The 24,512-nt window shown below is 39.6% G+C and carries 31 protein-coding genes; all 31 read left to right on the forward strand.

The genetic code is table 11. The features are described 5' to 3' along the window. The first annotated feature begins 37 nt into the window (after nucleotides 1-37). The 31 genes from rplL (at nucleotide 38) to secY (ending at nucleotide 24,482) form a co-directional block, all read left to right on the forward strand. Complete coding sequence (rplL, locus tag GGQ92_RS08335; RefSeq protein ID WP_184247037.1) at nucleotides 38-400, forward strand: 50S ribosomal protein L7/L12; 363 nt, start codon at nucleotides 38-40, stop codon at nucleotides 398-400. 102 nt (nucleotides 401-502) lie between these two features. Beyond that, nucleotides 503-1,123, forward strand: a complete 621-nt coding sequence (locus GGQ92_RS08340; protein ID WP_184247315.1) for a class I SAM-dependent methyltransferase — start codon at nucleotides 503-505, stop codon at nucleotides 1,121-1,123. A 416-nt stretch (nucleotides 1,124-1,539) separates the two neighbouring features. Next, nucleotides 1,540-5,079, forward strand: coding sequence for a DNA-directed RNA polymerase subunit beta (rpoB, locus tag GGQ92_RS08345; RefSeq protein WP_184247318.1), 3,540 nt, complete (start codon nucleotides 1,540-1,542; stop codon nucleotides 5,077-5,079). 38 nt (nucleotides 5,080-5,117) lie between these two features. Next, nucleotides 5,118-8,726 carry a DNA-directed RNA polymerase subunit beta' gene (rpoC, locus tag GGQ92_RS08350; protein WP_184247040.1) on the forward strand — a complete coding sequence of 1,203 codons (3,609 nt, stop codon included), beginning with the start codon at nucleotides 5,118-5,120 and terminating at the stop codon, nucleotides 8,724-8,726. A 228-nt stretch (nucleotides 8,727-8,954) separates the two neighbouring features. After that, nucleotides 8,955-9,203 carry a 50S ribosomal protein L7ae-like protein gene (locus tag GGQ92_RS08355; protein ID WP_184247043.1) on the forward strand — a complete coding sequence of 83 codons (249 nt, stop codon included), beginning with the start codon at nucleotides 8,955-8,957 and terminating at the stop codon, nucleotides 9,201-9,203. 107 nt (nucleotides 9,204-9,310) lie between these two features. After that, nucleotides 9,311-9,724 carry a 30S ribosomal protein S12 gene (gene rpsL, locus GGQ92_RS08360; protein ID WP_184247046.1) on the forward strand — a complete coding sequence of 138 codons (414 nt, stop codon included), beginning with the start codon at nucleotides 9,311-9,313 and terminating at the stop codon, nucleotides 9,722-9,724. 38 nt (nucleotides 9,725-9,762) lie between these two features. Then, nucleotides 9,763-10,233, forward strand: coding sequence for a 30S ribosomal protein S7 (rpsG, locus tag GGQ92_RS08365; RefSeq protein WP_184247049.1), 471 nt, complete (start codon nucleotides 9,763-9,765; stop codon nucleotides 10,231-10,233). A gap of 34 nt (nucleotides 10,234-10,267) precedes the next feature. Beyond that, on the forward strand, nucleotides 10,268-12,346 hold the full coding sequence (fusA, locus tag GGQ92_RS08370; RefSeq protein WP_184247052.1) for an elongation factor G: 2,079 nt from the start codon (nucleotides 10,268-10,270) through the stop codon (nucleotides 12,344-12,346). A 111-nt stretch (nucleotides 12,347-12,457) separates the two neighbouring features. Further along, complete coding sequence (gene tuf, locus GGQ92_RS08375; protein WP_184247055.1) at nucleotides 12,458-13,648, forward strand: elongation factor Tu; 1,191 nt, start codon at nucleotides 12,458-12,460, stop codon at nucleotides 13,646-13,648. 400 nt (nucleotides 13,649-14,048) lie between these two features. Beyond that, nucleotides 14,049-14,357: a 30S ribosomal protein S10 gene (gene rpsJ, locus GGQ92_RS08380; protein WP_184247058.1), complete on the forward strand. Its 309-nt coding sequence runs from the start codon at nucleotides 14,049-14,051 to the stop codon at nucleotides 14,355-14,357. A 28-nt stretch (nucleotides 14,358-14,385) separates the two neighbouring features. Next, complete coding sequence (gene rplC / locus GGQ92_RS08385) at nucleotides 14,386-15,015, forward strand: 50S ribosomal protein L3 (RefSeq protein WP_184247061.1); 630 nt, start codon at nucleotides 14,386-14,388, stop codon at nucleotides 15,013-15,015. A 25-nt stretch (nucleotides 15,016-15,040) separates the two neighbouring features. Next, the gene (rplD, locus tag GGQ92_RS08390) at nucleotides 15,041-15,664 is read left to right on the forward strand and encodes a 50S ribosomal protein L4 (protein ID WP_184247065.1); all 624 of its coding nucleotides are present in this window, start codon (nucleotides 15,041-15,043) and stop codon (nucleotides 15,662-15,664) included. Nucleotide 15,665: 1 nt separating this feature from the next. Then, entirely contained in the window at nucleotides 15,666-15,953 is a 288-nt protein-coding gene (gene rplW / locus GGQ92_RS08395) for a 50S ribosomal protein L23 (protein ID WP_184247321.1), read from the forward strand. Nucleotides 15,954-15,978: 25 nt separating this feature from the next. Further along, nucleotides 15,979-16,809 carry a 50S ribosomal protein L2 gene (rplB, locus tag GGQ92_RS08400; protein ID WP_184247068.1) on the forward strand — a complete coding sequence of 277 codons (831 nt, stop codon included), beginning with the start codon at nucleotides 15,979-15,981 and terminating at the stop codon, nucleotides 16,807-16,809. Nucleotides 16,810-16,866: 57 nt separating this feature from the next. Then, entirely contained in the window at nucleotides 16,867-17,145 is a 279-nt protein-coding gene (rpsS, locus tag GGQ92_RS08405; protein ID WP_184247071.1) for a 30S ribosomal protein S19, read from the forward strand. Nucleotides 17,146-17,164: 19 nt separating this feature from the next. Next, entirely contained in the window at nucleotides 17,165-17,506 is a 342-nt protein-coding gene (rplV, locus tag GGQ92_RS08410) for a 50S ribosomal protein L22 (RefSeq protein ID WP_184247075.1), read from the forward strand. A gap of 3 nt (nucleotides 17,507-17,509) precedes the next feature. Further along, complete coding sequence (rpsC, locus tag GGQ92_RS08415; RefSeq protein WP_184247078.1) at nucleotides 17,510-18,151, forward strand: 30S ribosomal protein S3; 642 nt, start codon at nucleotides 17,510-17,512, stop codon at nucleotides 18,149-18,151. Between the two features lie 18 nt (nucleotides 18,152-18,169). Further along, nucleotides 18,170-18,604: a 50S ribosomal protein L16 gene (gene rplP, locus GGQ92_RS08420; protein WP_184247082.1), complete on the forward strand. Its 435-nt coding sequence runs from the start codon at nucleotides 18,170-18,172 to the stop codon at nucleotides 18,602-18,604. After that, on the forward strand, nucleotides 18,594-18,797 hold the full coding sequence (rpmC, locus tag GGQ92_RS08425) for a 50S ribosomal protein L29 (RefSeq protein WP_184247085.1): 204 nt from the start codon (nucleotides 18,594-18,596) through the stop codon (nucleotides 18,795-18,797). The genes rplP and rpmC overlap by 11 nt, the downstream gene beginning before the upstream one ends. Nucleotides 18,798-18,815: 18 nt before the next feature. Then, nucleotides 18,816-19,079, forward strand: a complete 264-nt coding sequence (gene rpsQ / locus GGQ92_RS08430) for a 30S ribosomal protein S17 (RefSeq protein WP_184247088.1) — start codon at nucleotides 18,816-18,818, stop codon at nucleotides 19,077-19,079. Nucleotides 19,080-19,112: 33 nt separating this feature from the next. After that, nucleotides 19,113-19,481, forward strand: a complete 369-nt coding sequence (rplN, locus tag GGQ92_RS08435) for a 50S ribosomal protein L14 (protein ID WP_184247091.1) — start codon at nucleotides 19,113-19,115, stop codon at nucleotides 19,479-19,481. A gap of 41 nt (nucleotides 19,482-19,522) precedes the next feature. Then, nucleotides 19,523-19,834 (forward strand): 50S ribosomal protein L24, encoded by a 312-nt coding sequence (gene rplX / locus GGQ92_RS08440; RefSeq protein WP_184247094.1) that lies wholly within the window; start codon nucleotides 19,523-19,525, stop codon nucleotides 19,832-19,834. Nucleotides 19,835-19,860: 26 nt separating this feature from the next. Further along, nucleotides 19,861-20,400, forward strand: a complete 540-nt coding sequence (gene rplE, locus GGQ92_RS08445; protein WP_184247097.1) for a 50S ribosomal protein L5 — start codon at nucleotides 19,861-19,863, stop codon at nucleotides 20,398-20,400. A gap of 21 nt (nucleotides 20,401-20,421) precedes the next feature. Further along, the gene (gene rpsN, locus GGQ92_RS08450; RefSeq protein ID WP_054787917.1) at nucleotides 20,422-20,607 is read left to right on the forward strand and encodes a 30S ribosomal protein S14; all 186 of its coding nucleotides are present in this window, start codon (nucleotides 20,422-20,424) and stop codon (nucleotides 20,605-20,607) included. Between the two features lie 29 nt (nucleotides 20,608-20,636). After that, a complete protein-coding gene (gene rpsH, locus GGQ92_RS08455; RefSeq protein WP_184247100.1) occupies nucleotides 20,637-21,035 on the forward strand; it encodes a 30S ribosomal protein S8 in 399 nt (132 codons plus the stop codon). 28 nt (nucleotides 21,036-21,063) lie between these two features. Beyond that, nucleotides 21,064-21,600 carry a 50S ribosomal protein L6 gene (gene rplF / locus GGQ92_RS08460; protein ID WP_184247103.1) on the forward strand — a complete coding sequence of 179 codons (537 nt, stop codon included), beginning with the start codon at nucleotides 21,064-21,066 and terminating at the stop codon, nucleotides 21,598-21,600. 30 nt (nucleotides 21,601-21,630) lie between these two features. Then, a complete protein-coding gene (rplR, locus tag GGQ92_RS08465; protein ID WP_184247106.1) occupies nucleotides 21,631-21,993 on the forward strand; it encodes a 50S ribosomal protein L18 in 363 nt (120 codons plus the stop codon). A gap of 18 nt (nucleotides 21,994-22,011) precedes the next feature. Then, a complete protein-coding gene (gene rpsE / locus GGQ92_RS08470; protein ID WP_184247109.1) occupies nucleotides 22,012-22,515 on the forward strand; it encodes a 30S ribosomal protein S5 in 504 nt (167 codons plus the stop codon). Nucleotides 22,516-22,528: 13 nt separating this feature from the next. After that, nucleotides 22,529-22,711 carry a 50S ribosomal protein L30 gene (gene rpmD / locus GGQ92_RS08475; RefSeq protein ID WP_184247112.1) on the forward strand — a complete coding sequence of 61 codons (183 nt, stop codon included), beginning with the start codon at nucleotides 22,529-22,531 and terminating at the stop codon, nucleotides 22,709-22,711. Nucleotides 22,712-22,749: 38 nt separating this feature from the next. Beyond that, nucleotides 22,750-23,187 (forward strand): 50S ribosomal protein L15, encoded by a 438-nt coding sequence (gene rplO, locus GGQ92_RS08480; protein ID WP_184247115.1) that lies wholly within the window; start codon nucleotides 22,750-22,752, stop codon nucleotides 23,185-23,187. After that, entirely contained in the window at nucleotides 23,187-24,482 is a 1,296-nt protein-coding gene (gene secY, locus GGQ92_RS08485; RefSeq protein WP_184247118.1) for a preprotein translocase subunit SecY, read from the forward strand. The genes rplO and secY overlap by 1 nt, the downstream gene beginning before the upstream one ends. Nucleotides 24,483-24,512: the final 30 nt, after the last annotated feature.

Here is a 24,512-nt window from a genome sequence, read left to right on the forward strand (position 1 = left end):
TATGACAGGTTAATATAAAAATTAGGAGGAAAAAATTATGTCTAAAGATCAAATTATTGAAGCAATTAAAGAAATGTCTGTTCTTGAATTAAACGACTTAGTAAAAGCAATCGAAGAAGAATTTGGTGTAACAGCAGCAGCTCCAGTAGCGGTTGCAGGTGCAGCTGGTGGAGAAGCAGCAGAAGAAAAGAGCGATTTTGATGTTGTTCTTGAAAATGCTGGTGCTTCTAAAATTAAAGTTGTTAAAGCGGTTCGCGAAATTACAGGTCTTGGCCTAAAAGACGCAAAAGAATTAGTTGACAACGCTCCAGGAGCAATTAAAGAAGGCGTAGCTAAAGAAGAAGCTGAAGAAATGAAAGCTAAACTTGAAGAAGCAGGCGCTACTGTAGAATTAAAATAATCAACGTTAATAATTAGAAAAAGCTCGCTGTTTTAAGCGGGCTTTTCTTTACATCAACTTATAAGAGCTATGAAACAACGACTGAAAAAAGGCTGTGAGTTTATGTCAGAGCAATATTTTTCTTCTAATCCAAATAAGGAAAGTAAACCTCAACATTGGACGTTTACGTTGCGAGGATTTCCATTCACTTTTTATACCGATGCTGGAGTGTTTTCAAAAAAAGAGGTTGACTATGGATCGAGAGTATTAATAGAGACATTCGAAGCACCTAATGTAGATGGTGGAATATTAGATATTGGATGTGGCTATGGTCCAATCAGTCTAGCACTCGCCAAATCATTTCAAGAGCGAGAAGTGGTAGGAGTGGATGTGAATCGTCGTGCTTTAGCCTTAGCACAGAAAAATGCTGCGGAAAATAAAATTTCAAATGCAAGCTTTTTAGAAAGTGATATAACAGAGGCTGTGAAGGAATCTAGATTTGCATCAGTGGTAACAAATCCACCCATTAGAGCTGGTAAGAAAATAGTGCATGCTATTTTCAGAGAAGCGAAAAATGTACTGAAAGCAAACGGTGAGCTATGGGTTGTAATTCAGAAAAAACAAGGTGCTCCCTCAGCGAAGAAAGAATTAGAATCTATTTTTGATGAAGTGGAAACGGTGAAGAAAGATAAAGGATATTATATATTGCGCGCCAAAACATTTGACGCTACTAGTTCGTTGTGATAATATTATAAAATGCCAACATTCCGAATGCTTTGTCAAGAGTTTTTTAGGAAAAATGAATATTTTTTTCCGGTTTGGCAATACTAGGTATTATGGGAAACTTTCATTGGGAGGAAATTCCACATTGAGATGGTTGAAATATTGGATAAGAGAATTCCACTATAACACTTAATTTCCTTATTTTATTTTCCACAACATTTTTTAATTGAATACCATTTGCTTTTGCAAATGTCTTAATATATAACTTGTGAACAGTCTTGCCACAAGTTTGTTCGGTATGGATGAACCGAACTTTTTAACACTTACTAAATTTATACGATACATAGCAAAATGTCAAATTTGCTAAAATATCAAAATAGTAAGTGGTTATTGCATGCATGCAATTACTTTTTATTACGGATCAAGGGGTGAAGCAGTTGACAGGTCAACTTGTTCAGTATGGACGACACCGCCAGAGAAGAAGCTATGCGCGTATTAGTGAGGTATTGGAGCTGCCGAATTTAATCGAGATTCAGACGGCGTCTTATCAGTGGTTTTTAGAAGAAGGTCTACGAGAAATGTTTCGAGATATCTCTCCTATCGAAGATTTTGCAGGAAATCTCTCGTTAGAATTCGTAGATTATAGTCTGGAAGAACCGAAATACCCTGTTGAAGAAGCGAAAGAAAGAGACGTAACCTATAATGCGCCATTACGCGTAAAAGTGCGTCTGATTAACAATGAAACTGGGGAATTGAAAGAGCAAGAAGTATTTATGGGTGACTTCCCATTAATGACAGACACAGGAACGTTTATTATAAATGGTGCAGAGCGTGTAATCGTATCTCAGCTAGTACGTTCGCCTAGTGTCTATTACAGTAAGAAAATAGACAAGAATGGAAAGCGAGGCTTTGCAGCTACGGTAATTCCGAACCGAGGTGCTTGGTTGGAGTTTGAAACAGATGCGAAAGACGTAGTACATGTTCGTATTGACCGAACTCGTAAACTTCCAATTACGGTATTGCTTCGAGCGTTAGGTTTCGCAAACAATCAGGAAATCCTAGATGTATTAGGAGAGAACGAATTCCTTAGAAACACGCTAGAAAAAGACAATACGGAAACTAGTGAAAAAGCTTTACTTGAGATATATGAAAGATTACGTCCGGGTGAGCCGCCAACCGTCGAAAACGCAAAAAACTTGTTAGTATCACGCTTTTTTGATCCTAAAAGATATGATTTAGCACATGTAGGACGTTATAAAATCAATAAAAAACTACATCTAAAAAATCGTTTATTCAACCAAGTACTCGCGGAACCTATTGTTGACCCAGAAACTGGTGAAGTAATAGCTGAACGCGGAGATAAGCTTGATAGACGTTTATTAGATAAAGTACTAGAAGTGTTAGATGCAGAAGAGAACCGTTTTGGTGAGTCAATCATAGAACCTCATGAAGGTGTTCTAGATGAACCAATTCGAATTCAATCTGTAAAAGTAATGGATCCGACTGATCCAGAAGGTGAAAGAACGCTAAACATTATTGGAAATAATAATGTAGAAGATGACACGAAAAACATTACACCTGCAGATATTTTAGCTGCAATCAGCTATTTCTTTAACATCTTGCATGGTGTCGGAGATACAGATGACATTGATCATTTAGGGAACCGTCGTTTGCGTTCTGTAGGCGAATTGTTGCAAAACCAATTCCGTATCGGTTTATCCCGTATGGAGCGTGTAGTACGTGAGAGAATGTCGATTCAAGACACATCTTCCATCACGCCACAACAATTAATTAACATTCGACCAGTTATTGCGTCGATAAAAGAGTTTTTTGGTAGCTCGCAGTTGTCTCAGTTCATGGACCAGACGAACCCACTTGCTGAGTTAACGCATAAGCGTCGTTTGTCCGCCTTAGGACCTGGTGGTTTAACGAGAGAACGTGCAGGTTTTGAGGTTCGAGATGTTCACTATTCCCATTATGGGCGTATGTGTCCAATCGAAACTCCAGAGGGGCCGAACATTGGACTAATTAACTCACTTTCAAGCTATGCTAAAGTAAATAAATTCGGCTTTATTGAAACGCCATATCGTCGTGTAGACCCAGAAACACACAAAGTAACTACAACGATGGATTACTTAACGGCTGACGAGGAAGATAATTATGTTGTTGCTCAGGCGAACGCTTTGTTAAATGAGGATGGATCGTTCGTTGAGGAAGAAGTTATCGCTCGTTTCCGTGGAGAAAACATTATGGTGAAGAGAGAACAAATTGACTATATGGATGTTTCTCCAAAACAAGTTGTTTCGGCTGCAACGGCATGTATTCCGTTCTTAGAAAACGATGACTCCAACCGTGCGCTTATGGGTGCTAACATGCAACGTCAGGCAGTGCCGTTGATGAAGCCGGTAGCTCCTATTGTAGGTACTGGTATGGAATATGTATCTGGTAAAGACTCAGGTGCTGCAGTTATCTGTCGTCATGACGGGATTGTAGAACGTGTAGAAGCAAAAGAAATTCTTGTACGTCGAGTTACAGAAATGGACGGCAAAGAAATAGAGGGAGACCTTGATCGCTATCGATTACAAAAGTTTATCCGTTCCAACCAAGGAACATGCTATAACCAACGTCCAATTGTTAGTAGAGGAGACCGTGTTACAAAAGGTGAAATACTAGCAGATGGTCCATCGATGGAAGATGGAGAGCTGGCATTAGGCCAGAACGTCCTCGTAGCATTTATGACTTGGGAAGGTTATAACTACGAAGATGCTATCATTATGAGTGAACGTCTTGTTAAAGATGATGTGTACACTTCTATTCATATTGAAGAATATGAATCAGAAGCTCGTGATACGAAACTTGGACCAGAAGAAATCACTCGTGATATTCCTAACGTAGGGGAAGACGCACTTCGTGACTTGGATGAACGAGGAATTATACGTGTAGGAGCAGAAGTAAAGGATGGGGATCTGCTAGTTGGTAAGGTAACGCCTAAGGGAGTTACGGAACTATCTGCAGAAGAAAGACTATTGCATGCTATTTTCGGTGAAAAAGCACGTGAAGTCCGTGACACATCTCTACGTGTTCCTCATGGTGCTGGCGGTATTGTTTTAGATGTGAAAATCTTTAACCGTGCTGACGGTGATGAGTTACCACCAGGTGTTAATCAGCTTGTTCGTGTATATATCGTTCAAAAACGTAAAATTCACGAAGGAGATAAAATGGCAGGACGCCACGGTAATAAAGGGGTTATTTCGAAAATTTTACCGGAAGAAGATATGCCATTTCTACCTGACGGAACGCCAGTTGATATCATGTTAAACCCACTTGGGGTTCCATCTCGTATGAACATCGGTCAGGTTTTAGAATTACACTTAGGTATGGCCGCGAGAAAATTAGGTATCCACGTTGCGTCACCAGTATTTGATGGTGCGACAGAAGAAGATGTTTGGGATACATTAGAAGAAGCAGGATTACCTAGAGATGCAAAAACAGTATTATATGATGGACGCACCGGAGAAGCTTTTGATAATAGAGTTTCTGTAGGTGTTATGTATATGATTAAGCTTGCACACATGGTAGACGATAAGTTACACGCCCGTTCTACTGGTCCGTACTCTCTTGTTACGCAACAACCATTAGGTGGTAAGGCGCAATTTGGCGGCCAGCGTTTTGGTGAGATGGAAGTATGGGCGCTGGAAGCATACGGTGCTGCTTATACATTGCAGGAAATTTTAACTGTAAAGTCAGATGATACAGTTGGTCGAGTGAAAACGTATGAAGCTATCGTGAAAGGTGAGAACGTACCTGAACCTGGTATACCAGAATCATTTAAAGTATTGATTAAGGAGCTTCAAAGTTTAGGTATGGATGTTAAGATGTTGTCTGGAGACGAAGAAGAAATCGAACTCCGTGATGATGACGATGATTTGCAATCAGCAGATAGTTTTAATCTAGAAATAGAAGAACCTACTAAATAATAGTAGCTAACCCAAACATTTAAAGGGAGGTAAACCCTTTGTTGGATGTCAATAATTTTGAATATATGAAAATCGGTCTTGCTTCACCCAACAAAATCCGTTCATGGTCTTACGGTGAGGTAAAAAAGCCAGAAACAATTAACTATCGTACGTTAAAACCAGAAAAAGATGGTTTATTCTGCGAGCGCATTTTCGGTCCTCAAAAGGACTGGGAATGCCATTGCGGAAAGTACAAACGAGTTCGCTACAAAGGCGTAGTTTGTGATCGATGTGGTGTAGAAGTTACAAAAGCTAAAGTGCGTCGTGAAAGAATGGGGCACATAGAATTAGCAGCACCTGTTTCCCACATTTGGTATTTCAAAGGAATTCCGAGTCGTATGGGTCTAGTGTTAGATATGTCTCCTCGTGCTTTGGAAGAAGTCATTTATTTTGCGGCATATATTGTCATTGATCCGGGTGAAACCCCATTAGAGAAAAAGCAACTTCTCTCTGAAAAAGAATATCGTGTTTATCGTGATAAATATGGTAGTTCTTTTAAGGCAGAGATGGGTGCCGAAGCAATGAAGAAAATCTTGCAAGATATTGATTTAGAGAAAGAAGTAGAACTTCTACGTGAAGAGCTAAAAACTGCACAGGGGCAGAGAAGAACTAGAGCGATTAAGCGCCTAGAAGTAATGGAAGCATTCCGTCACTCAGGAAATGATCCTAGTTGGATGATTCTTGATGTTCTTCCGATCATTCCACCTGAATTACGTCCAATGGTACAGTTAGACGGTGGACGTTTCGCTACTTCTGACCTTAATGACTTGTACCGCCGTGTAATTAACCGTAACAACCGCCTGAAGCGTTTGTTAGATTTAGGTGCACCAAGCATTATTGTTCAGAATGAAAAGAGAATGTTACAAGAAGCAGTAGATGCTTTGATTGATAATGGCCGTAGAGGACGACCTGTAACAGGGCCTGGTAACCGCCCATTAAAATCTCTATCCCATATGTTGAAAGGGAAACAAGGTCGATTCCGTCAGAACTTACTTGGTAAACGTGTAGACTACTCTGGTCGTTCGGTAATCGTAGTTGGACCACAATTAAAAATGTACCAATGTGGCTTACCAAAGGAAATGGCAGTAGAGCTTTTTAAACCGTTTATCATGAAAGAATTAGTAGAGCGTGGACTAGCACATAATATTAAGTCCGCTAAACGCAAGATTGAACGATTGCACGAAGAGATATGGGATGTGCTTGAAGATGTTATTAAAGAACATCCAGTACTATTGAACCGTGCACCAACTTTACACAGATTAGGTATTCAAGCTTTTGAGCCAACTCTAGTAGAAGGACGCGCAATCCGACTTCACCCACTTGTTTGTACAGCATATAACGCTGACTTCGATGGTGACCAGATGGCGGTTCACGTACCACTATCAGCAGAGGCTCAAGCAGAAGCGCGTATTCTTATGCTCGCTGCTCAAAACATCTTGAACCCTAAAGATGGAAAACCAGTTGTTACTCCTTCTCAGGATATGGTTTTAGGTAACTATTACTTAACGATGGAGCGCGAAGGTGCTATCGGAGAAGGAATGATATTTAAAGATTATAATGAAGCGTTGATTGCTTATCAAAACGGATATGTACATTTACACTCTCGAGTTGCAGTTCAACCATCGTCCTTAAATAAAGGTTCGTTTACGGAAGAACAAAATTCGAAATTAATGGTAACAACCGTAGGTAAGTTAATATTCAATAATATGCTTCCGGACTCATTCCCTTATATGAATGAACCGACACAATATAACCTACAAGTAGCAACACCTGATCAGTACTTTATCGAAAGAGGATCAGATGTTAAAGAGGAAATTGCAAAGCGAGAAATTATTTCTCCGTTCAAAAAGGGTATCCTTGGTGATATCATTGCAGAAGTATTTAAGAAGTTTAAGATTAGCGAAACATCCAAAATGCTTGACCGCATGAAGGACTTAGGTTTCTCTTATTCTACAAAAGCGGGAATTACAGTAGGGGTTTCTGATATCGTCGTTTTAGCCGAAAAAGAAACAATCCTTCAAGAAGCCCAAGAAAAAGTTGATCGAGTATTAAAACAATTCCGTAGAGGTCTAATTACGGAAGAAGAGCGATACGATCGCGTCATTTCTATATGGTCAGAAGCAAAAGATGTTATTCAAGAAAAATTAATGAAATCACTAGACCAAAGAAACCCAATCTTTATGATGAGTGATTCAGGAGCTCGTGGTAACGCATCGAACTTTACTCAGCTTGCGGGAATGCGTGGTCTAATGGCTAACCCGGCTGGTAGAATTATCGAATTACCGATTAAATCTAGCTTCCGTGAAGGGTTAACAGTACTAGAGTACTTTATCTCTACACACGGTGCTCGTAAAGGTCTTGCGGATACGGCACTGAAAACAGCCGACTCAGGTTATTTAACTAGACGTTTAGTGGATGTTGCACAAGATGTAATTATCCGTGAAGATGATTGTGGTACTGACCAAGGGTTAACGGTTAGCGCAATTCAAGAAGGTTCCGAATTAATCGAACCATTAATTGACCGTCTGATTGGGCGTACTTCCTTCCAAATAGTGAAGCATCCTGAAACGGAAGCTGTATTAGTTGGGAAGAATGAAGTGATTAATGAAGATACAGCTAAACAAATTGTCGATGCTGGTATCGAAGAAGTAATCATTCGATCTGTCTTTACATGTAATACGAAACATGGTGCATGTAAGAAGTGTTACGGACGTAACCTTGCGACTGGCGAAGAGGTAGAAGTAGGCGAAGCGGTTGGTATCATCGCGGCGCAATCTATCGGTGAGCCAGGTACACAGCTTACGATGCGTACATTCCACACTGGTGGGGTTGCCGGAAGTGATATTACACAGGGTCTTCCACGTATTCAAGAAATATTCGAGGCGAGAAACCCTAAAGGTCAAGCGGTAATTTCTGAATTGCATGGTGTTGTAAAAGATATTACAGAAGTAAAAGATAAGCAAGAAATCGTCGTACAAGGTGCGGTGGAATCAAGAACGTATACAGCTTTATACGGTGCTCGTTTAATCGTAAACATTGGTGATGAGGTTGAAGCAGGTCAACCATTAACAGAAGGTTCTATCGATCCGAAAGAATTGTTAAAGGTAAAAGGTGTTCAAGGAGTACAATCCTACTTGCTTAAAGAAGTACAGAAAGTTTACCGTATGCAAGGGGTAGAAATCGGCGATAAGCACGTTGAAGTTATGGTTCGCCAGATGCTTCGTAAAGTACGTGTAGTTGATTCAGGAGACACAGATGTTTTACCTGGTTCTTTACTCGAAATCCACCAGTTTAAAGACCAAAACAAGGATGCTATTATATCCGGTGGGCAGCCGGCTGTAGCACGACCTGTATTGTTAGGAATTACAAAAGCGTCTCTAGAGACAGATTCGTTCTTGTCAGCTGCATCCTTCCAAGAAACAACGAGAGTTCTTACGGACGCAGCTATTAAAGGAAAACGCGACGAGTTACTAGGATTGAAAGAGAATGTCATTATTGGTAAGCTCGTTCCTGCAGGTACAGGTATGCAACGATATCGTAAAATTAAAGAAAAATTAGATGTGCCAGTACAACAAGAAGCAACGGATGAAGAAGAGATAACACAGTAAGCAATACTACTGTAGGTTCATTCCTCACCAACTCAGAGGAATGAACCACATGTTATCTTGTTTCAATTAAAAGAGAGATAAAAAATGTTTATAATAACAGGGAAAAAGGATTAGCACCTAGCAAAAAAGATATATTAAATTTTATTAATATAAGTTGACATGAAAAACTGGTGATGATAGTATATTTAAGGTGCTTCCGATTCTCTTGTTGCTTTGGAGGATGTTTTCATGTCTTATGATAAAGTAGCACAAGCAGATGCTGAAAAAATTATCGGAACGAAGCAAGTGATCAAAGCCATTAAAAATGGTGAAGCAAAAGAAGTGATTATCGCTACAGATGCTGATTCACATATAAGGAATAAAGTATTAGAAGCAGTTGAAGGCACGGATATTCCTATTTCCTATGTAGATTCAATGAAAAAACTAGGGAAAACGTGTGGAATAGAAGTCGGAGCTGCGACAGTAGCGATTAAGTAATCAAGTTTTGGTAGGCGTATGTTTACGAAGACTTTGTTTTTTGCTTAATTATGAACCACCTGGATGTGTGGGATTACAATTAAAGAAAAGAAGGGAGGATAAAAATAATGCCAACAATTAACCAGTTAGTAAGAAAAGGTCGTGTTTCTAAGCCGAAAAAATCTGACTCACCTGCATTAGGTAAAGGATATAACAGCCGTAAGAAAATGGCGACTGACTTAGCATCTCCACAAAAACGTGGTGTTTGTACACGTGTTGGTACACTAACACCTAAGAAGCCAAACTCTGCGTTGCGTAAATATGCTCGTGTTCGTTTGTCTAACCAAATCGAAGTAACAGCGTATATTCCTGGAATTGGTCACAACCTACAGGAGCACAGTGTTGTACTTCTTCGTGGAGGACGTGTAAAAGACTTACCGGGTGTTCGTTATCATATCGTACGTGGTGCGCTTGATACAGCAGGAGTAGAAGGTCGTATGCAAAGCCGTTCTAAATATGGAGCGAAAAAGCCTAAAAAATAATAAAATAGCTTAAAGAATGTTGGAAAGGAGGGGAAGATATGCCACGTAAAGGACCAGTACCAAAGCGTGATGTCTTGCCGGATCCGTTATATAACTCTAAATTGGTTACTCGTTTAATTAACCAAATCATGGTGGACGGAAAAAGAGGTAAAGCACAAAAAATTCTATATAGTGCTTTTCAATTAGTTGAAGAGCGTAGTGGGCAACCAGCAATGGAAGTCTTCGAACAAGCAATGAAAAATGTTATGCCAGTACTTGAGGTGCGTGCACGTCGTGTTGGTGGATCAAACTACCAAGTACCGATGGAAGTACGTCCTGAGCGTCGTCAAGCATTAGGATTACGTTATATCGTAAACTATTCTAGACTACGCGGTGAAAAGACAATGGAAGAACGTCTTGCGAATGAAATTCTTGATGCATCGAACAATACAGGTGCAGCAGTTAAGAAACGCGAAGACATTCATAAAATGGCAGAAGCGAACAGAGCATTTGCTCATTATCGCTGGTAAGCACAAACTTTTCATATAGGAAGGAGAAAGAATCATGGCTAGAGAGTTCTCCTTGGAGAATACACGTAATATCGGTATCATGGCACACATTGATGCTGGTAAGACAACAACAACTGAACGTATTCTGTTTTATACTGGTCGTATCCACAAACTTGGTGAAACGCACGAAGGTGCATCCCAAATGGACTGGATGGAGCAGGAGCAGGAACGTGGTATTACGATTACTTCCGCAGCAACGACTGCACAATGGAAAGGTCACCGAATTAACATCATCGACACACCTGGGCACGTAGACTTCACAGTAGAAGTAGAACGTTCCCTACGTGTACTTGATGGTGCGGTAACGGTTCTTGATGCTCAATCTGGTGTTGAGCCTCAAACAGAAACTGTTTGGCGACAAGCAACAACTTACGGAGTACCTCGTATCGTTTTCGTAAACAAAATGGATAAAACAGGTGCAGACTTCTTATACTCATTAGGAACACTTAATGATCGTTTAGGAGCGAATGCACACCCTGTACAACTTCCTATTGGTGCGGAAGATCAGTTCGAAGGAATTATCGACCTTATCGAAATGGAAGCATTCTATTATGAAGATGATTTAGGTACACGTACAGAAGCTAAGCCGATTCCAGACGATTTAAAAGACAAAGCAGAAGAATTACGTACGAACCTTATTGAAGCAGTAGCAGAACTTGATGAAGATTTAATGGAACGTTATTTAGAGGGAGAAGAAATCTCCAATGACGAATTACGTAAAGCGGTGCGTTCTGCAACGTTGTCTGTTGAATTCTTCCCAGTATTCTGTGGATCAGCATTCAAAAACAAAGGGGTTCAATTGTTAATCGATGGTGTTGTAGATTATCTACCATCACCACTTGATATTCCGCCAATCGAAGGTACTGTTCCTCAAACAGAAGAAGCAGTAGTTCGTAAAGCAGATGACAACGAACCATTCTCTGCATTAGCGTTTAAAGTAATGACAGATCCATTCGTCGGGAAATTAACTTTCTTCCGAGTGTATTCTGGAACATTAAAATCAGGTTCATACGTTCAAAACTCCAGTAAAGGAAAAAGAGAACGTATTGGACGAATTCTACAGATGCACGCGAATTCTCGTGAAGAGATTGATGAAGTTCACGCTGGAGACATCGCAAGTGCCGTTGGTTTAAAAGATACAGCAACAGGGGATACTCTATGTGCTGAAAAAGATCTTGTAATCCTTGAGTCTATGGAATTCCCTGAGCCTGTTATCTCTGTTGCGATTGAGCCTAAGTCTAAAGCTGACCAAGATAAAATGGGTATGGCATTAGCTAAATTGGCTGAAGAAGATCCAACATTCAAAACAGAAACAAACCAAGAGACTGGCCAAACAATTATCTCTGGTATGGGTGAACTTCACCTAGACGTAATTGTTGACCGCCTCAAGAGAGAATTCAAAGTAGAAGCAAATGTTGGTGCTCCACAAGTATCTTACCGTGAGACATTCCGTCAGGCTGCTGAAGTTGAAGGTAAATTCGTTCGTCAGTCAGGTGGTCGTGGTCAATACGGACACGTTTGGGTTAAATTCGAACCAAACGAAGAAGGAGCAGGCTTCGAATTTGTTAACAACATTGTTGGTGGGGTAGTACCTCGTGAATATATTCCTGCCGTTGAAGCTGGTATTAAAGAATCAATGGAAAATGGTGTACTTGCAGGTTATCCACTAATCGATGTTAAAGCAACACTATATGATGGAAGCTATCATGATGTTGACTCTAACGAGACTGCATTTAAAGTAGCAGCATCTATGGCACTTAAAGGTGCTAAAAACAAATGTAATCCAGTACTATTAGAACCAATGATGAAAGTGGAAATCGTTATGCCAGAAGAATACATGGGTGATATCATGGGTGACGTAACTTCCCGTCGTGGACGTGTAGAAGGTATGGAAGCTCGTGGAAATGCTCAAGTAGTTAATGCATTCGTTCCACTATCTGAAATGTTTGGTTATGCAACAGCATTACGTTCTAATACACAAGGACGCGGTACGTATACAATGTACTTCGATCACTACGAAGAAGTACCGAAGAGTGTAGCAGAAGAAATTATTAAGAAAAATGCTGGTGAATAATTGATTTTTTTCTAAAACTCACGTATAACATGTATTATAGGCACGGATTAGTCTGCTGCTGAAATACTTGTAAATAAAATTATACTTATTCATTTAAAGGAGGAACTATAAATGGCTAAAGAAAAATTTGACCGTTCGAAACAACACGTTAACGTTGGAACTTTAGGACACGTTGACCACGGTAAAACAACTTTAACTGCTGCTATCACAACTGTAATGGCAAAAGTAAATGGTGACGGAGACGCGAGAGGTTACGACCAAATCGATAACGCACCAGAAGAAAAAGAGCGTGGAATCACAATCTCAACTTCCCACGTAGAGTATGAAACAGAAACTCGTCACTATGCACACGTAGACTGCCCAGGACACGCTGACTATGTTAAAAACATGATCACAGGTGCTGCGCAAATGGATGGAGCGATTCTAGTAGTATCTGCTGCTGACGGTCCAATGCCACAAACTCGTGAGCACATTCTTTTATCTCGTCAAGTAGGGGTACCTGCATTCGTAGTATTCCTAAACAAAGTTGACATGGTTGATGACGAAGAGCTTCTTGAATTAGTTGAAATGGAAGTTCGTGACCTATTAACTGAGTATGACTTCCCTGGTGACGATGTTCCAGTAATCGCTGGTTCTGCACTAAAAGCACTTGAAGGTGACGCAGCATACGAAGAAAAAATCGTTGAGCTTATGGCAGCAGTTGATGAGTATATCCCAAGCCCTGAGCGTGACACTGATAAACCGTTCATGATGCCAGTAGAGGACGTATTCTCTATCACTGGTCGTGGTACTGTTGCAACTGGACGTGTTGAGCGTGGAGTTGTAAAAGTTGGAGACGAAATCGAAATTATCGGTCTTGCAGAAGAGCCTGGTAAAACAACTGTAACTGGTGTTGAAATGTTCCGTAAGCTTCTTGATTACGCAGAAGCTGGAGATAACATTGGTGCACTTCTTCGTGGGGTTGCTCGTGAAGATATTCAACGTGGTCAAGTACTTGCTAAGCCAGGTACGATTACTCCACATACTAAATTTAAAGCAGAAGTTTACGTATTATCAAAAGACGAAGGTGGACGTCATACTCCATTCTTCTCCAACTACCGTCCTCAGTTCTACTTCCGTACAACTGACGTAACTGGTATTTGTGAATTACCTGAAGGTGTAGAAATGGTTATGCCTGGAGATAACGTTGAAATGACTGTTGAACTTATCTCTCCAATCGCGATTGAAGAAGGAACTAAATTCTCAATCCGTGAAGGTGGACGTACAGTAGGCGCTGGCGTTGTAGCTGCGATTTCTCAGTAATTATAACGACATATAAAAAAGCAGGTGGTGCATTCCGCCTGCTTTTTGCTTCTTACCAAGCTAGAGGGTGTTAGGAGAAATAAGATCGCTATCTTCAATGAGCACTTTTATAAAGTAGTTCGAGGATGAAAAAACACTCAAAAACTAACTATAAGGCTCTCATTTTTTTGTACTTTTATAGTAAAGATTGAGATTTACAAATAATCTAGAGAAATATGCAAAAAAATCATGATAAACCTTGCATTCTCTCTACTTTTTTTATATAATGTTTAATGTTGGTCACAAACAGGCGATGATGCGGAAGGTTGTTGGCACACCCGGCCCCTTTGCCATGGGTGGTGTGAAAAGAAATTTTCGCGGAGAATGTCTATAATGATATGGGCAAAAAGGAGGGAAAATAATGGCAAAAGAGAAAATTAGAATTCGTTTAAAAGCTTACGATCATAGAATTCTTGATCAATCTGCAGACAAAATTGTAGATACTGCAAAAAGATCTGGTGCGGGTGTTTCTGGTCCGATTCCATTACCTACGGAAAAGACAGTTTACACTATTTTACGTGCTGTTCATAAATACAAAGATTCTCGTGAGCAATTTGAGATGCGTACACATAAACGTCTAATTGACATTGTTAGTCCTACACCTAAAACGGTTGATGCGCTAATGCGTCTTGATCTACCATCTGGTGTGGATATCGAAATTAAATTATAAAATTGATAATTAATAGGAGGTGTGACGGATGACGAAAGGAATCTTAGGTCGCAAAATCGGCATGACTCAATTATTCTCTGAAACAGGAGAAGTCGTACCAGTAACTGTTATTGAAGCAGAACCTAACGTAGTATTACAAAAGCGTACTGAAGAGAACGATGGTTATGAAGCGATTCAAATTGGCTTTGCTGATCAAAAGAAAAATCGTACTAATAAACCTGAAGTAGGTCATGCTGAAAAAGCAAATACTACTCCTAAGCGCTTCGTTCGTGAAATCCGTGACGTAAATCTTGACGAGTATGAATTAGGTCAAGAAATTAACGTAGAGATTTTCCAAACTGGAGACAAAATTGATGTAACAGGTACTTCTAAAGGGAAAGGATTCCAAGGCTCTATCAAGCGTCATAATCAAGCACGCGGACCGATGTCTCACGGATCTCGTTACCATAGAAGACCAGGTACAATGGGTGCAGTAGACCCAATGCGCGTATTCAAAGGTAAAAACTTACCTGGACAAATGGGTGGAGAGCAAATCACTATCCAAAACCTAGAAGTAGTTAAAGTAGATGCTGAACGCAACCTACTATTAGTAAAAGGTAACGTACCAGGTGCAAAAAAATCATTCGTTAAAATTACGAGTGCAATTAAGGCTAACTAATTAATAACCGAAGGGAGGATACGTCATGCCTAAAGTAGCACTATACAATCAAACTGGTTCTCATGTTGGAGATGTTGAGATCAATGACGATGTTTTCGGCATTGAGCCTAACGAGCATGTACTATATGAAGCAATCGTTATGCAGCAAGCTTCATTACGTCAAGGTACACATAAAGTAAAAAACCGTTCGGAAGTAAGAGGTGGAGGACGCAAACCATGGCGCCAAAAAGGTACTGGTAGAGCACGTCAAGGTTCTATACGTTCACCACAGTGGGTAGGCGGTGGAACAGTATTCGGTCCTACACCAAGAAGCTACAGCTACAAATTACCAAAAAAAGTTCGTAAATTAGCGCTTAAGTCTGCTCTTTCTTCTAAAGTGAAAGATGACAGTTTAATTGTTTTAGAAGGTCTTGCGATCGATACACCAAAAACAAAAGAAGTTGTCTCTATGCTTCAAGCATTAAACGCAAATGAAAAAGCATTAATCGTTACTGCTGATAGAGATGAAGTATTAGAAAAGTCTGCAAACAACCTTCAAGGAGTTAAAGTTATCTCAGTAGGTGAAGTAAACGTACTGGATTTAGTTGCTCATAACAAACTAATCATTACGAAGGAAGCAGCTGAAAAAGCAGGGGAGGTGCTTGGATAAGATGGAAGCTCGTGATATCGTTAAGCGCCCTGTAATTACAGAAAACTCTGCTGATCTAATGGCAGAAAAGAAATACACATTTGAAGTAAATAAAAAAGCAAACAAACACCAAATCAAAGATGCAGTTGAAGAAATTTTTGGTGTAAAAGTAGTTCAAGTAAACACTATGAACTTAAAAGGTAAGTTTAAACGTATGGGAAGATACGGAGGATATCGTCCGGACCGTAAAAAAGCCATCGTTCAACTATCTGAAGATAGTAAAGAACTAGATTTCTTTGAAAGTCTATAAATTGAATTAAAAGGAGGGAAAAAAGATGGCGATTAAAAAGTATAAACCGACATCTAACGGTCGTAGAAATATGTCCGTACTTGATTTCGCGGAGATTACAACAGATACTCCTGAAAAATCACTATTAGCACCTTTAAGCAAACGTGCTGGTCGTAACAACCAAGGTAAATTAACTGTTCGTCATCATGGCGGTGGTCATAAGCGTAAGTACCGTATCATCGATTTCAAACGTAACAAAGATGGAATACCAGGTACCGTTGCTACAATCGAATATGATCCTAACCGTTCTGCAAACATTGCACTTATCCATTATGCTGATGGTGAGAAGCGTTATATTCTTGCACCTAAAGGCATTAAAGTAGGTGACAAAATAGAGTCTGGTCCAAACGCAGACATTAAAGTAGGTAATGCATTACCTTTAGAAGATATTCCAGAAGGTACGGTTATCCACAACATCGAGCTTAAGCCAGGTCGTGGAGGACAATTAGCTAGATCTGCTGGAGCTGAAGCACAATTACTAGGTCGTGAAGGTAAATACGTATTAGTACGTTTAGCTTCTGGTGAAGTAAGATTGATTCTAGCTACTTGTCGCGCAACAGTAGGCCAAGTTGGAAACATTGAGCATGAATTAATACGCGTTGGTAAAGCAGGTCGTTCTCGTTGGTTAGGCAAGCGTCCAACAGTTCGTGGATCTGTAATGAACCCTAACGATCACCCACACGGTGGTGGTGAAGGACGTACACCAATCGGACGTAAATCACCTATGTCTCCATGGGGTAAACCAACTCTTGGATTGAAAACACGTAATAAGAATAAAGCATCTAACAAATATATCGTTAGAGGCCGTAAAAAATAACGGGGTTGTAAGACGGGAGTTAATACCCGTCCAGCAATCACGAAGGGAGGCTTATACATGGGTCGTAGTTTGAAAAAGGGACCTTTCGCAGATGAACATCTTTTGAATAAGGTTGAAAAATTAAATGAAGATGATAAAAAACAAGTAGTAAAAACGTGGTCTAGACGTTCTACTATTTTCCCTAACTTTGTCGGTCACACAATCGCAGTTTATGATGGCCGCAAACATGTACCGGTTTATATCACGGAAGATATGGTTGGACACAAATTAGGAGAATTTGCACCAACGCGTTCTTTCAGAGGGCATTCCGGTGATGACAAGAAAACAAAACGCTAAATGAGAGGAGGTACTCCCTATGCAAGCTAAAGCAGTTGCAAAATCTGTTCGTATTGCTCCTCGTAAAGTCCGTCTCGTTATCGACTTAGTCCGCGGAAAAGAAGTAGGAGAAGCAATCGCAATTTTAAAACACACTCAGCGCGGTGCATCACCAGTAGTTGAGAAATTAATTAACTCTGCTATCGCAAATGCAGAGCATAACTATGAAATGGATCCAAACAATCTATATATTTCTGAAGCGTTCGTGAACGAAGGTATGACATTGAAACGTTTCCGTCCAAGAGCACAAGGACGTGCATCACAAATTAACAAAAGAACTAGCCATATTACAGTAGTTCTATCAGAAAAAAAGGAGGGATAATCTGTGGGACAGAAAGTAAATCCTAACGGTCTTCGTGTAGGTGTTATCCGTGACTGGGAATCAAAATGGTACGCAGGAAAAGATTATGCTGATTTATTACATGAAGACATCAAAATTCGTGAATATATTGAAGAACGTTTAAAAGATGGAGCAGTATCCAAAGTTGAAATTGAGAGAGCTGCAAATCGTATCAATATTTCTATCTCTACAGCTAAACCAGGTATGGTAATCGGTAAAGGTGGATCTGAGGTAGAAGCACTTCGTAAATCTCTTAACCAACTAACAGGTAAAAGAGTTCACATTAATATTGTAGAAGTTAAAAGAGCAGATTTAGATGCGAAATTAGTAGCTGAAAATATCGCTCGTCAATTAGAAAATCGTGTTTCATTCCGTCGTGTACAAAAACAAGCTATCCAACGTGCTATGCGTGCAGGAGCTCAAGGAGTTCGTACACAAGTATCTGGTCGATTAGGCGGAGCAGACATGGCTAGAGCAGAACATTACAGTGAAGGTACAGTTCCACTTCATACTTTACGTGCTGATATCGATTATGGTACTGCAGAAGCAGATACTACTTATGGAAAATTAGGTGTAAAAGTATGGATTTATCGTGGAGAGGTCCTTCCAACAAAAAGCAGTAAATAAGGAAGGGGGCAATATAATATGTTAATGCCAAAACGTGTTAAATATCGTAAACAACATCGTGGTCGTATGAAAGGTAACGCAAAAGGCGGTACAGAAGTTACATTTGGCGAGTTCGGTCTTCAAGCTGTTGAAGCTTCATGGATTACTGCACGTCAGATCGAGGCTGCTCGTATTGCAATGACTCGTTATATGAAACGTGGTGGGAAAGTTTGGATTAAAATCTTCCCAGACAAACCATATACTGCAAAACCCCTAGAAGTACGAATGGGTTCAGGTAAAGGTGCTCCAGAAGGTTGGGTATCTGTAGTAAAACCAGGTAAAATCATGTTTGAAATTGGTGGTGTATCTGAAGAGGTTGCTCGCGAAGCGTTGCGATTAGCATCTCATAAATTGCCAATTAGAACGAAATTCGTAAAACGACAAGATATTGGTGGTGAAATGAATGAAGGTTAAAGAAATTAGAGAATTAACCACTGCCGAAATAGAACAACAGGTAAAGACATTAAAAGAAGAACTCTTTAACTTACGATTCCAACTTGCAACTGGCCAATTGGAAAACACAGCACGTCTTCGTGAAGTACGCAAGTCTATTGCACGCATGAAGACGGTAGCGCGTGAAAGAGAGCTCAACGTAAATAATGGATAATAAAGGAGGTCAGCCTCAATGAGTGAGCGTAATAATCGTAAAGTTTATACTGGACGCGTAGTTTCAGATAAAATGGAAAAGACAATCACAGTCTTAGTTGAAACATATAAATTTCACCCTTTATACGGCAAGCGAGTGAAATATTCTAAAAAGTTTAAAACACATGATGAAAACAATACAGCTAAAATTGGCGACGTTGTTCGCATTATGGAAACTAAACCACAATCTAAAACGAAAAGATTTCGTTTGATTGAAGTTGTAGAAGAATCAGTAATTATTTAACAGTCGGTAAAGTCCGAAGGGAGGTACACACAGATGATTCAACAGGAATCTCGATTAAAAGTTGCTGACAACTCTGGTGCTCGTGAAGTACTTACTATTAAAGTACTTGGAGGAACTGGACGCAAAACAGCAAACATTGGTGATGTAATTGTTTGTACGGTGAAAGAAGCAACACCTGGAGGCGTTGTTAAAAAAGGTGAAGTCGTGAGAGCTGTTATTGTACGATCAAAGAGTGGTGTAAGAAGAAAAGACGGTTCTTATATCCGATTCGATGAAAATGCAGCTGTTATCATCCGTGAGGATAAAAGTCCAAGAGGTACACGTATATTTGGACCTGTTGCACGTGAACTGCGCGATGCACAATTTATGAAAATCGTATCATTAGCTCCAGAGGTAATCTAGGAAGCACGAGCGTTAAAAACGTGTGAGGAGGTGCGCATAGCATGCATGTTAAAAAAGGTGACAAAGTCCAAGTAATAGCTGGTAAAGATAAAGGAAAACAAGGAAATATCCTTGCAGTTTTCCCTAAAAAAGATCGAGTTCTTGTAGAAGGAATTAACATGGTTAAGAAACACGCAAAACCTTCACAAGAAAACCCGCAAGGCGGTATTTTAAATCAAGAAGCATCTATTCATGTTTCGAATGTAATGCCAATTGATCCTAAATCAGGTGAGCCAACACGAGTTGGTTATGAAGTGCGAGATGGTAAGAAAGTTCGAATCGCTAAAAAATCTGGTGAAGCTCTAGATAAATAATATAGCGATGAAAGGAGGTTTACATGATGAACACTTTAAAGGAAAAGTACAATAATGAAGTAGTTTCTTCTCTAATGGAGAAATTTAATTATAAATCTGTAATGGAAGTCCCAAAAGTAGAAAAAATCGTAGTAAACATGGGTGTCGGAGATGCGGTACAAAACTCTAAAGCTCTTGATATGGCAGTAGAAGAATTATCGCAAATCACTGGACAACGCCCAGTAATTACAAAAGCGAAGAAATCAATCGCAGGTTTCCGTTTACGTGAGGGAATGCCAATAGGTGCTAAAGTAACTTTACGTGGCGAAAGAATGTATGATTTCCTTCAAAAGCTTGTTGATGTATCTTTACCACGTGTACGTGACTTCCGTGGTATCTCAAAAAAAGCATTTGATGGCCGTGGTAACTATACTTTAGGTGTTAAAGAGCAATTAATCTTCCCGGAAATTAATTACGATCAAGTAAGCAAAGTGAGAGGTATGGATGTTGTGATCGTAACAACAGCTAATACGGACGAAGAAGCTGCTGAACTTCTAACACAACTTGGCATGCCTTTCCAAAAATAATCGAATAAAGGAGGGAAAAGCATGGCTAAAAAATCAATGATCGCTAAACAAAAACGCCCTGCAAAATTCAAAGTTCAAGAATATACTCGTTGTGAACGTTGTGGACGCCCACATTCAGTAATTCGCAAATTTAAACTTTGCCGAATTTGTTTCCGCGAATTGGCATACAAAGGTCAAATTCCAGGTGTTAAGAAAGCAAGCTGGTAAAACCCCAGATTGGGAAGGAGGTATTTTTAATGGTTATGACAGATCCAATTTCAGATATGCTGACACGAATCCGTAACGCTAACATGGTACGCCATGAGAAATTAGAGTTACCAGCATCGAATCTTAAAAAAGAAGTTGCAGAAATTTTAAAGCGCGAAGGATTCATTCGCGATTACGAATACATTGAAGACAATAAACAAGGTGCTCTTCGAATCTTTTTGAAGTACGGTCCAAACAATGAACGAATCATAACTGGCCTGAAACGTATTAGTAAACCCGGTTTACGTGTTTATGCAAAAGCAGACGAACTTCCTAAAGTACTAAACGGCTTAGGAATTGCAATTGTTTCTACTTCAAAAGGAGTTTTAACTGACAAAGAAGCACGCCAACAAGCAGTCGGCGGAGAAGTATTAGCTTATATCTGGTAATTATTCTTTATGACAGGAGGTGTACTGCATGTCACGTATCGGTTTAAAACCAATCGAAATTCCACAAGGTGTGGAAGTTAAAATAAATGATAACAATGTAACTGTAAAAGGTCCTAAAGGTGAGCTTAGTCGTTCTATTCATTCTGAGATGATCGTTAAAGTTGAAGATAATCAAGTAACGGTTAGCCGCCCAAATGATAGCAAGCTTGCAAAGTCTCTACATGGTACAACTCGTAGCATCATTTTCAACATGGTTGAAGGTGTGAAAAATGGCTTTGAGAAAGCTTTAGAAATCCAAGGTGTAGGTTACCGAGCTCAATTACAAGGGAAAAAACTTGTAGTAAACGCTGGTTACTCTCATCCAGTAGAAATCGTTCCTGAAGAAGGAATCGAAGTTGAAGTACCAACAAACACACGTATCGTTATTAAAGGGTACGACAAAGAAAAAGTTGGCGCACTAGCAGCTAATATCCGTGCTATTCGTCCGCCTGAGCCATATAAAGGTAAAGGTATTCGTTATGAAGGCGAATATGTACGTCGTAAAGAAGGTAAGACTGCTAAGTAAGATTAGCTAGGACAGAAAGGAGTGACCCAGATGATCACAAAACCTGATCGTAATGATGTTAGAAAAAGAAGACATCAAAGAATCCGTAAATCACTTTTTGGAACAGCTGAACGTCCTCGTTTGAATGTTTACCGTTCCAACAAGCATATTTATGCACAGTTAATCGATGACGAAAATAGTGTAACTCTAGCAAGTGCTTCTACTGTTGATAAAGAGGTAAGCCTAGAATCTACTAGTAATACAGCTGCAGCAGAAAAAGTTGGCGAGCTTATTGCGAAACGTGCATTAGATAAAGGACATAAGAACGTAGTATTTGATCGTGGAGGATATTTATATCACGGTCGTATCAAGACATTAGCAGACGCTGCTCGTGAAGCAGGTCTTGAATTTTAATAGAAGGAGGGACATAATTTGCAAAATACTATCGATCCGAACAAACTAGATCTTGAAGAACGTGTTGTTACAATTAATCGTGTAGCAAAGGTTGTTAAAGGTGGACGTCGTTTCCGTTTTGCTGCATTGGTTGTTGTTGGAGATAAAAATGGTCATGTAGGCTTTGGAACTGGTAAAGCTCAAGAAGTGCCAGAAGCAATTAGAAAAGCATTTGATAATGCAAAGAAAAACTTAATTACAGTACCAATCGTAGGAACTTCTATTCCACACGAAATCCATGGTCAATTCGGAGCAGGAAATGTACTATTAAAACCTGCTGTTGAAGGTACAGGGGTTATCGCAGGTGGACCTGTTCGTGCGGTATTAGAATTAGCAGGTATTGGTGATATCCTTTCTAAATCATTAGGTTCGAATACGCCGATTAACGTGATTCGTGCAACATTAAACGGTTTAGAGAACTTAAAACCTGCAGAAGAAGTTGCAAAACTTCGTGGAAAAACTGTAGAAGAATTGTTAGGATAAGGAGGGAAACATTATGTCTAATAAATTAGAAATTACCCTCAAACGCAGTGTGATTGGTCGTCCTGGAGATCAAAAAGAAACTGTTAAAACTCTAGGCCTTAAAAAAATTCGCCAATCAGTAGTACGTGAAGATACTCCAGCTGTCCGAGGCATGATTAATAAGGTATCTCACTTAGTAGAAGTGAAAGAAATATAATAATGTCCGAAATGATATAACAATGAGGAGGTGCTCGAATGAAACTTCATGAATTGAAACCAGCTCAAAAGAGAAAAAGCCCTAATCGTGTAGGACGTGGTATGTCCTCAGGAAATGGAAAAACTTCTGGTCGAGGACATAAAGGTCAAAAAGCTCGTTCTGGCGGTGGTGTTCGTCCAGGATTTGAAGGTGGACAAATGCCTTTATTCCAACGACTTCCTAAGCGTGGATTCACAAATATTCACCGTAAAGAGTTTTCTATTGTCAACCTAGAAGCATTAAACCAATTCGATGAAGGTACGGAAGTTACACCTGAGCTTTTACTTGAAACTGGTACGTTAAGCAAAGTAAAGGCCGGAGTTAAGATTCTTGGTAACGGTAAGTTAGAAAAGAAATTAACAGTAAAAGCTCATAAGTTCTCTGCTTCAGCTAAAGAAGCAATCGAAGCGGCAGGCGGCCAAGTTGAGGTGATTTAATGTTTCAGACAATCTCCAATTTTGTGCGTGTGGCAGATATTAGACAAAAGATCGTATTTACGTTACTGATGTTAATTGTTTTCCGTCTTGGAACATTCATTCCAGTTCCTTTTACAGATAGAACAGCGATTGATTTCATGAATGAACAGAACGTTTTCGGTCTTTTAAATACGTTCGGTGGAGGAGCCTTACAAAATTTCTCCATCTTTGCAATGGGTATTATGCCATACATTACCGCATCCATTATTATGCAGTTGCTACAAATGGATGTTGTTCCGAAATTCACTGAGTGGAAAAAGCAAGGTGACGTAGGACGTAAAAAACTGGCACAAGTTACTCGTTACGGTACAATTGTTATTGCTTTTATCCAAGCAAGTGCAATGTCCGTAGGTTTTAACGCAATGTCAGGTGGAATGTTGATCAGCAATCCTAGTATTGGAAAGTTCGCTGTTATTGCCATCGTATTAACTGGTGGTACTGCCTTTCTTATGTGGGTTGGTGAGCAAATTACCGCGAATGGAGTTGGCAATGGTATATCCATTCTAATCTTCGCTGGTATTGTTGCTGCTGTCCCTAATGGTATTAACCAGATTTATGCACAATACTTTGGTTCTGCAACAAATGATGAACTTTTCTTAAATAGTGTGATTGTACTATTAATTGTGTTAGCAATTATCGCAGTCACAGTAGGTGTTATCTTCATCCAGCAAGCATTACGTAAAATTCCAGTACAATATGCAAAAAGATTAGTAAACCGTTCACCAGTGGGTGGTCAATCCACACATTTACCTTTAAAAGTGAATGCTGCAGGTGTTATCCCTGTTATCTTTGCGATTGCATTCATTATTGCTCCGAGAACCATTGCAGGTTTCTTTGAGAACAATGATTTCGCGAATATGATTGCCAATATTTTTGACTATACACAACCAATTGGAATGGTTATCTACGTTGCTTTGATTATCGCATTTACGTATTTCTATACGTTTGTTCAAGTTAACCCTGAACAAATGGCAGATAATTTAAAGAAACAAGGTGGCTATATTCCGGGAATCCGACCAGGAAAAAATACAGAGACATATCTAACTAGGGTAATTAATCGTTTGACTTTCGTCGGTTCGTTATTCTTAGCTGCTGTATCTGTATTACCTTTGATCCTTGGAAGTGTTGCTGGACTGCCACAAGCAGTTCAAGTTGGTGGTACAGGATTATTGATTGTCGTAGGGGTAGCATTGCAAACAATGAAACAACTAGAAGGACAATTAGTAAAACGTAATTATAAAGGATTCATCAAATAAATCCTTCGTAATTTGCACTTGAAAGAGAGC

It is taken from the genome of Gracilibacillus halotolerans, from assembly GCF_014206945.1.
GTDB lineage: Bacteria > Bacillota > Bacilli > Bacillales > Amphibacillaceae > Gracilibacillus > Gracilibacillus halotolerans.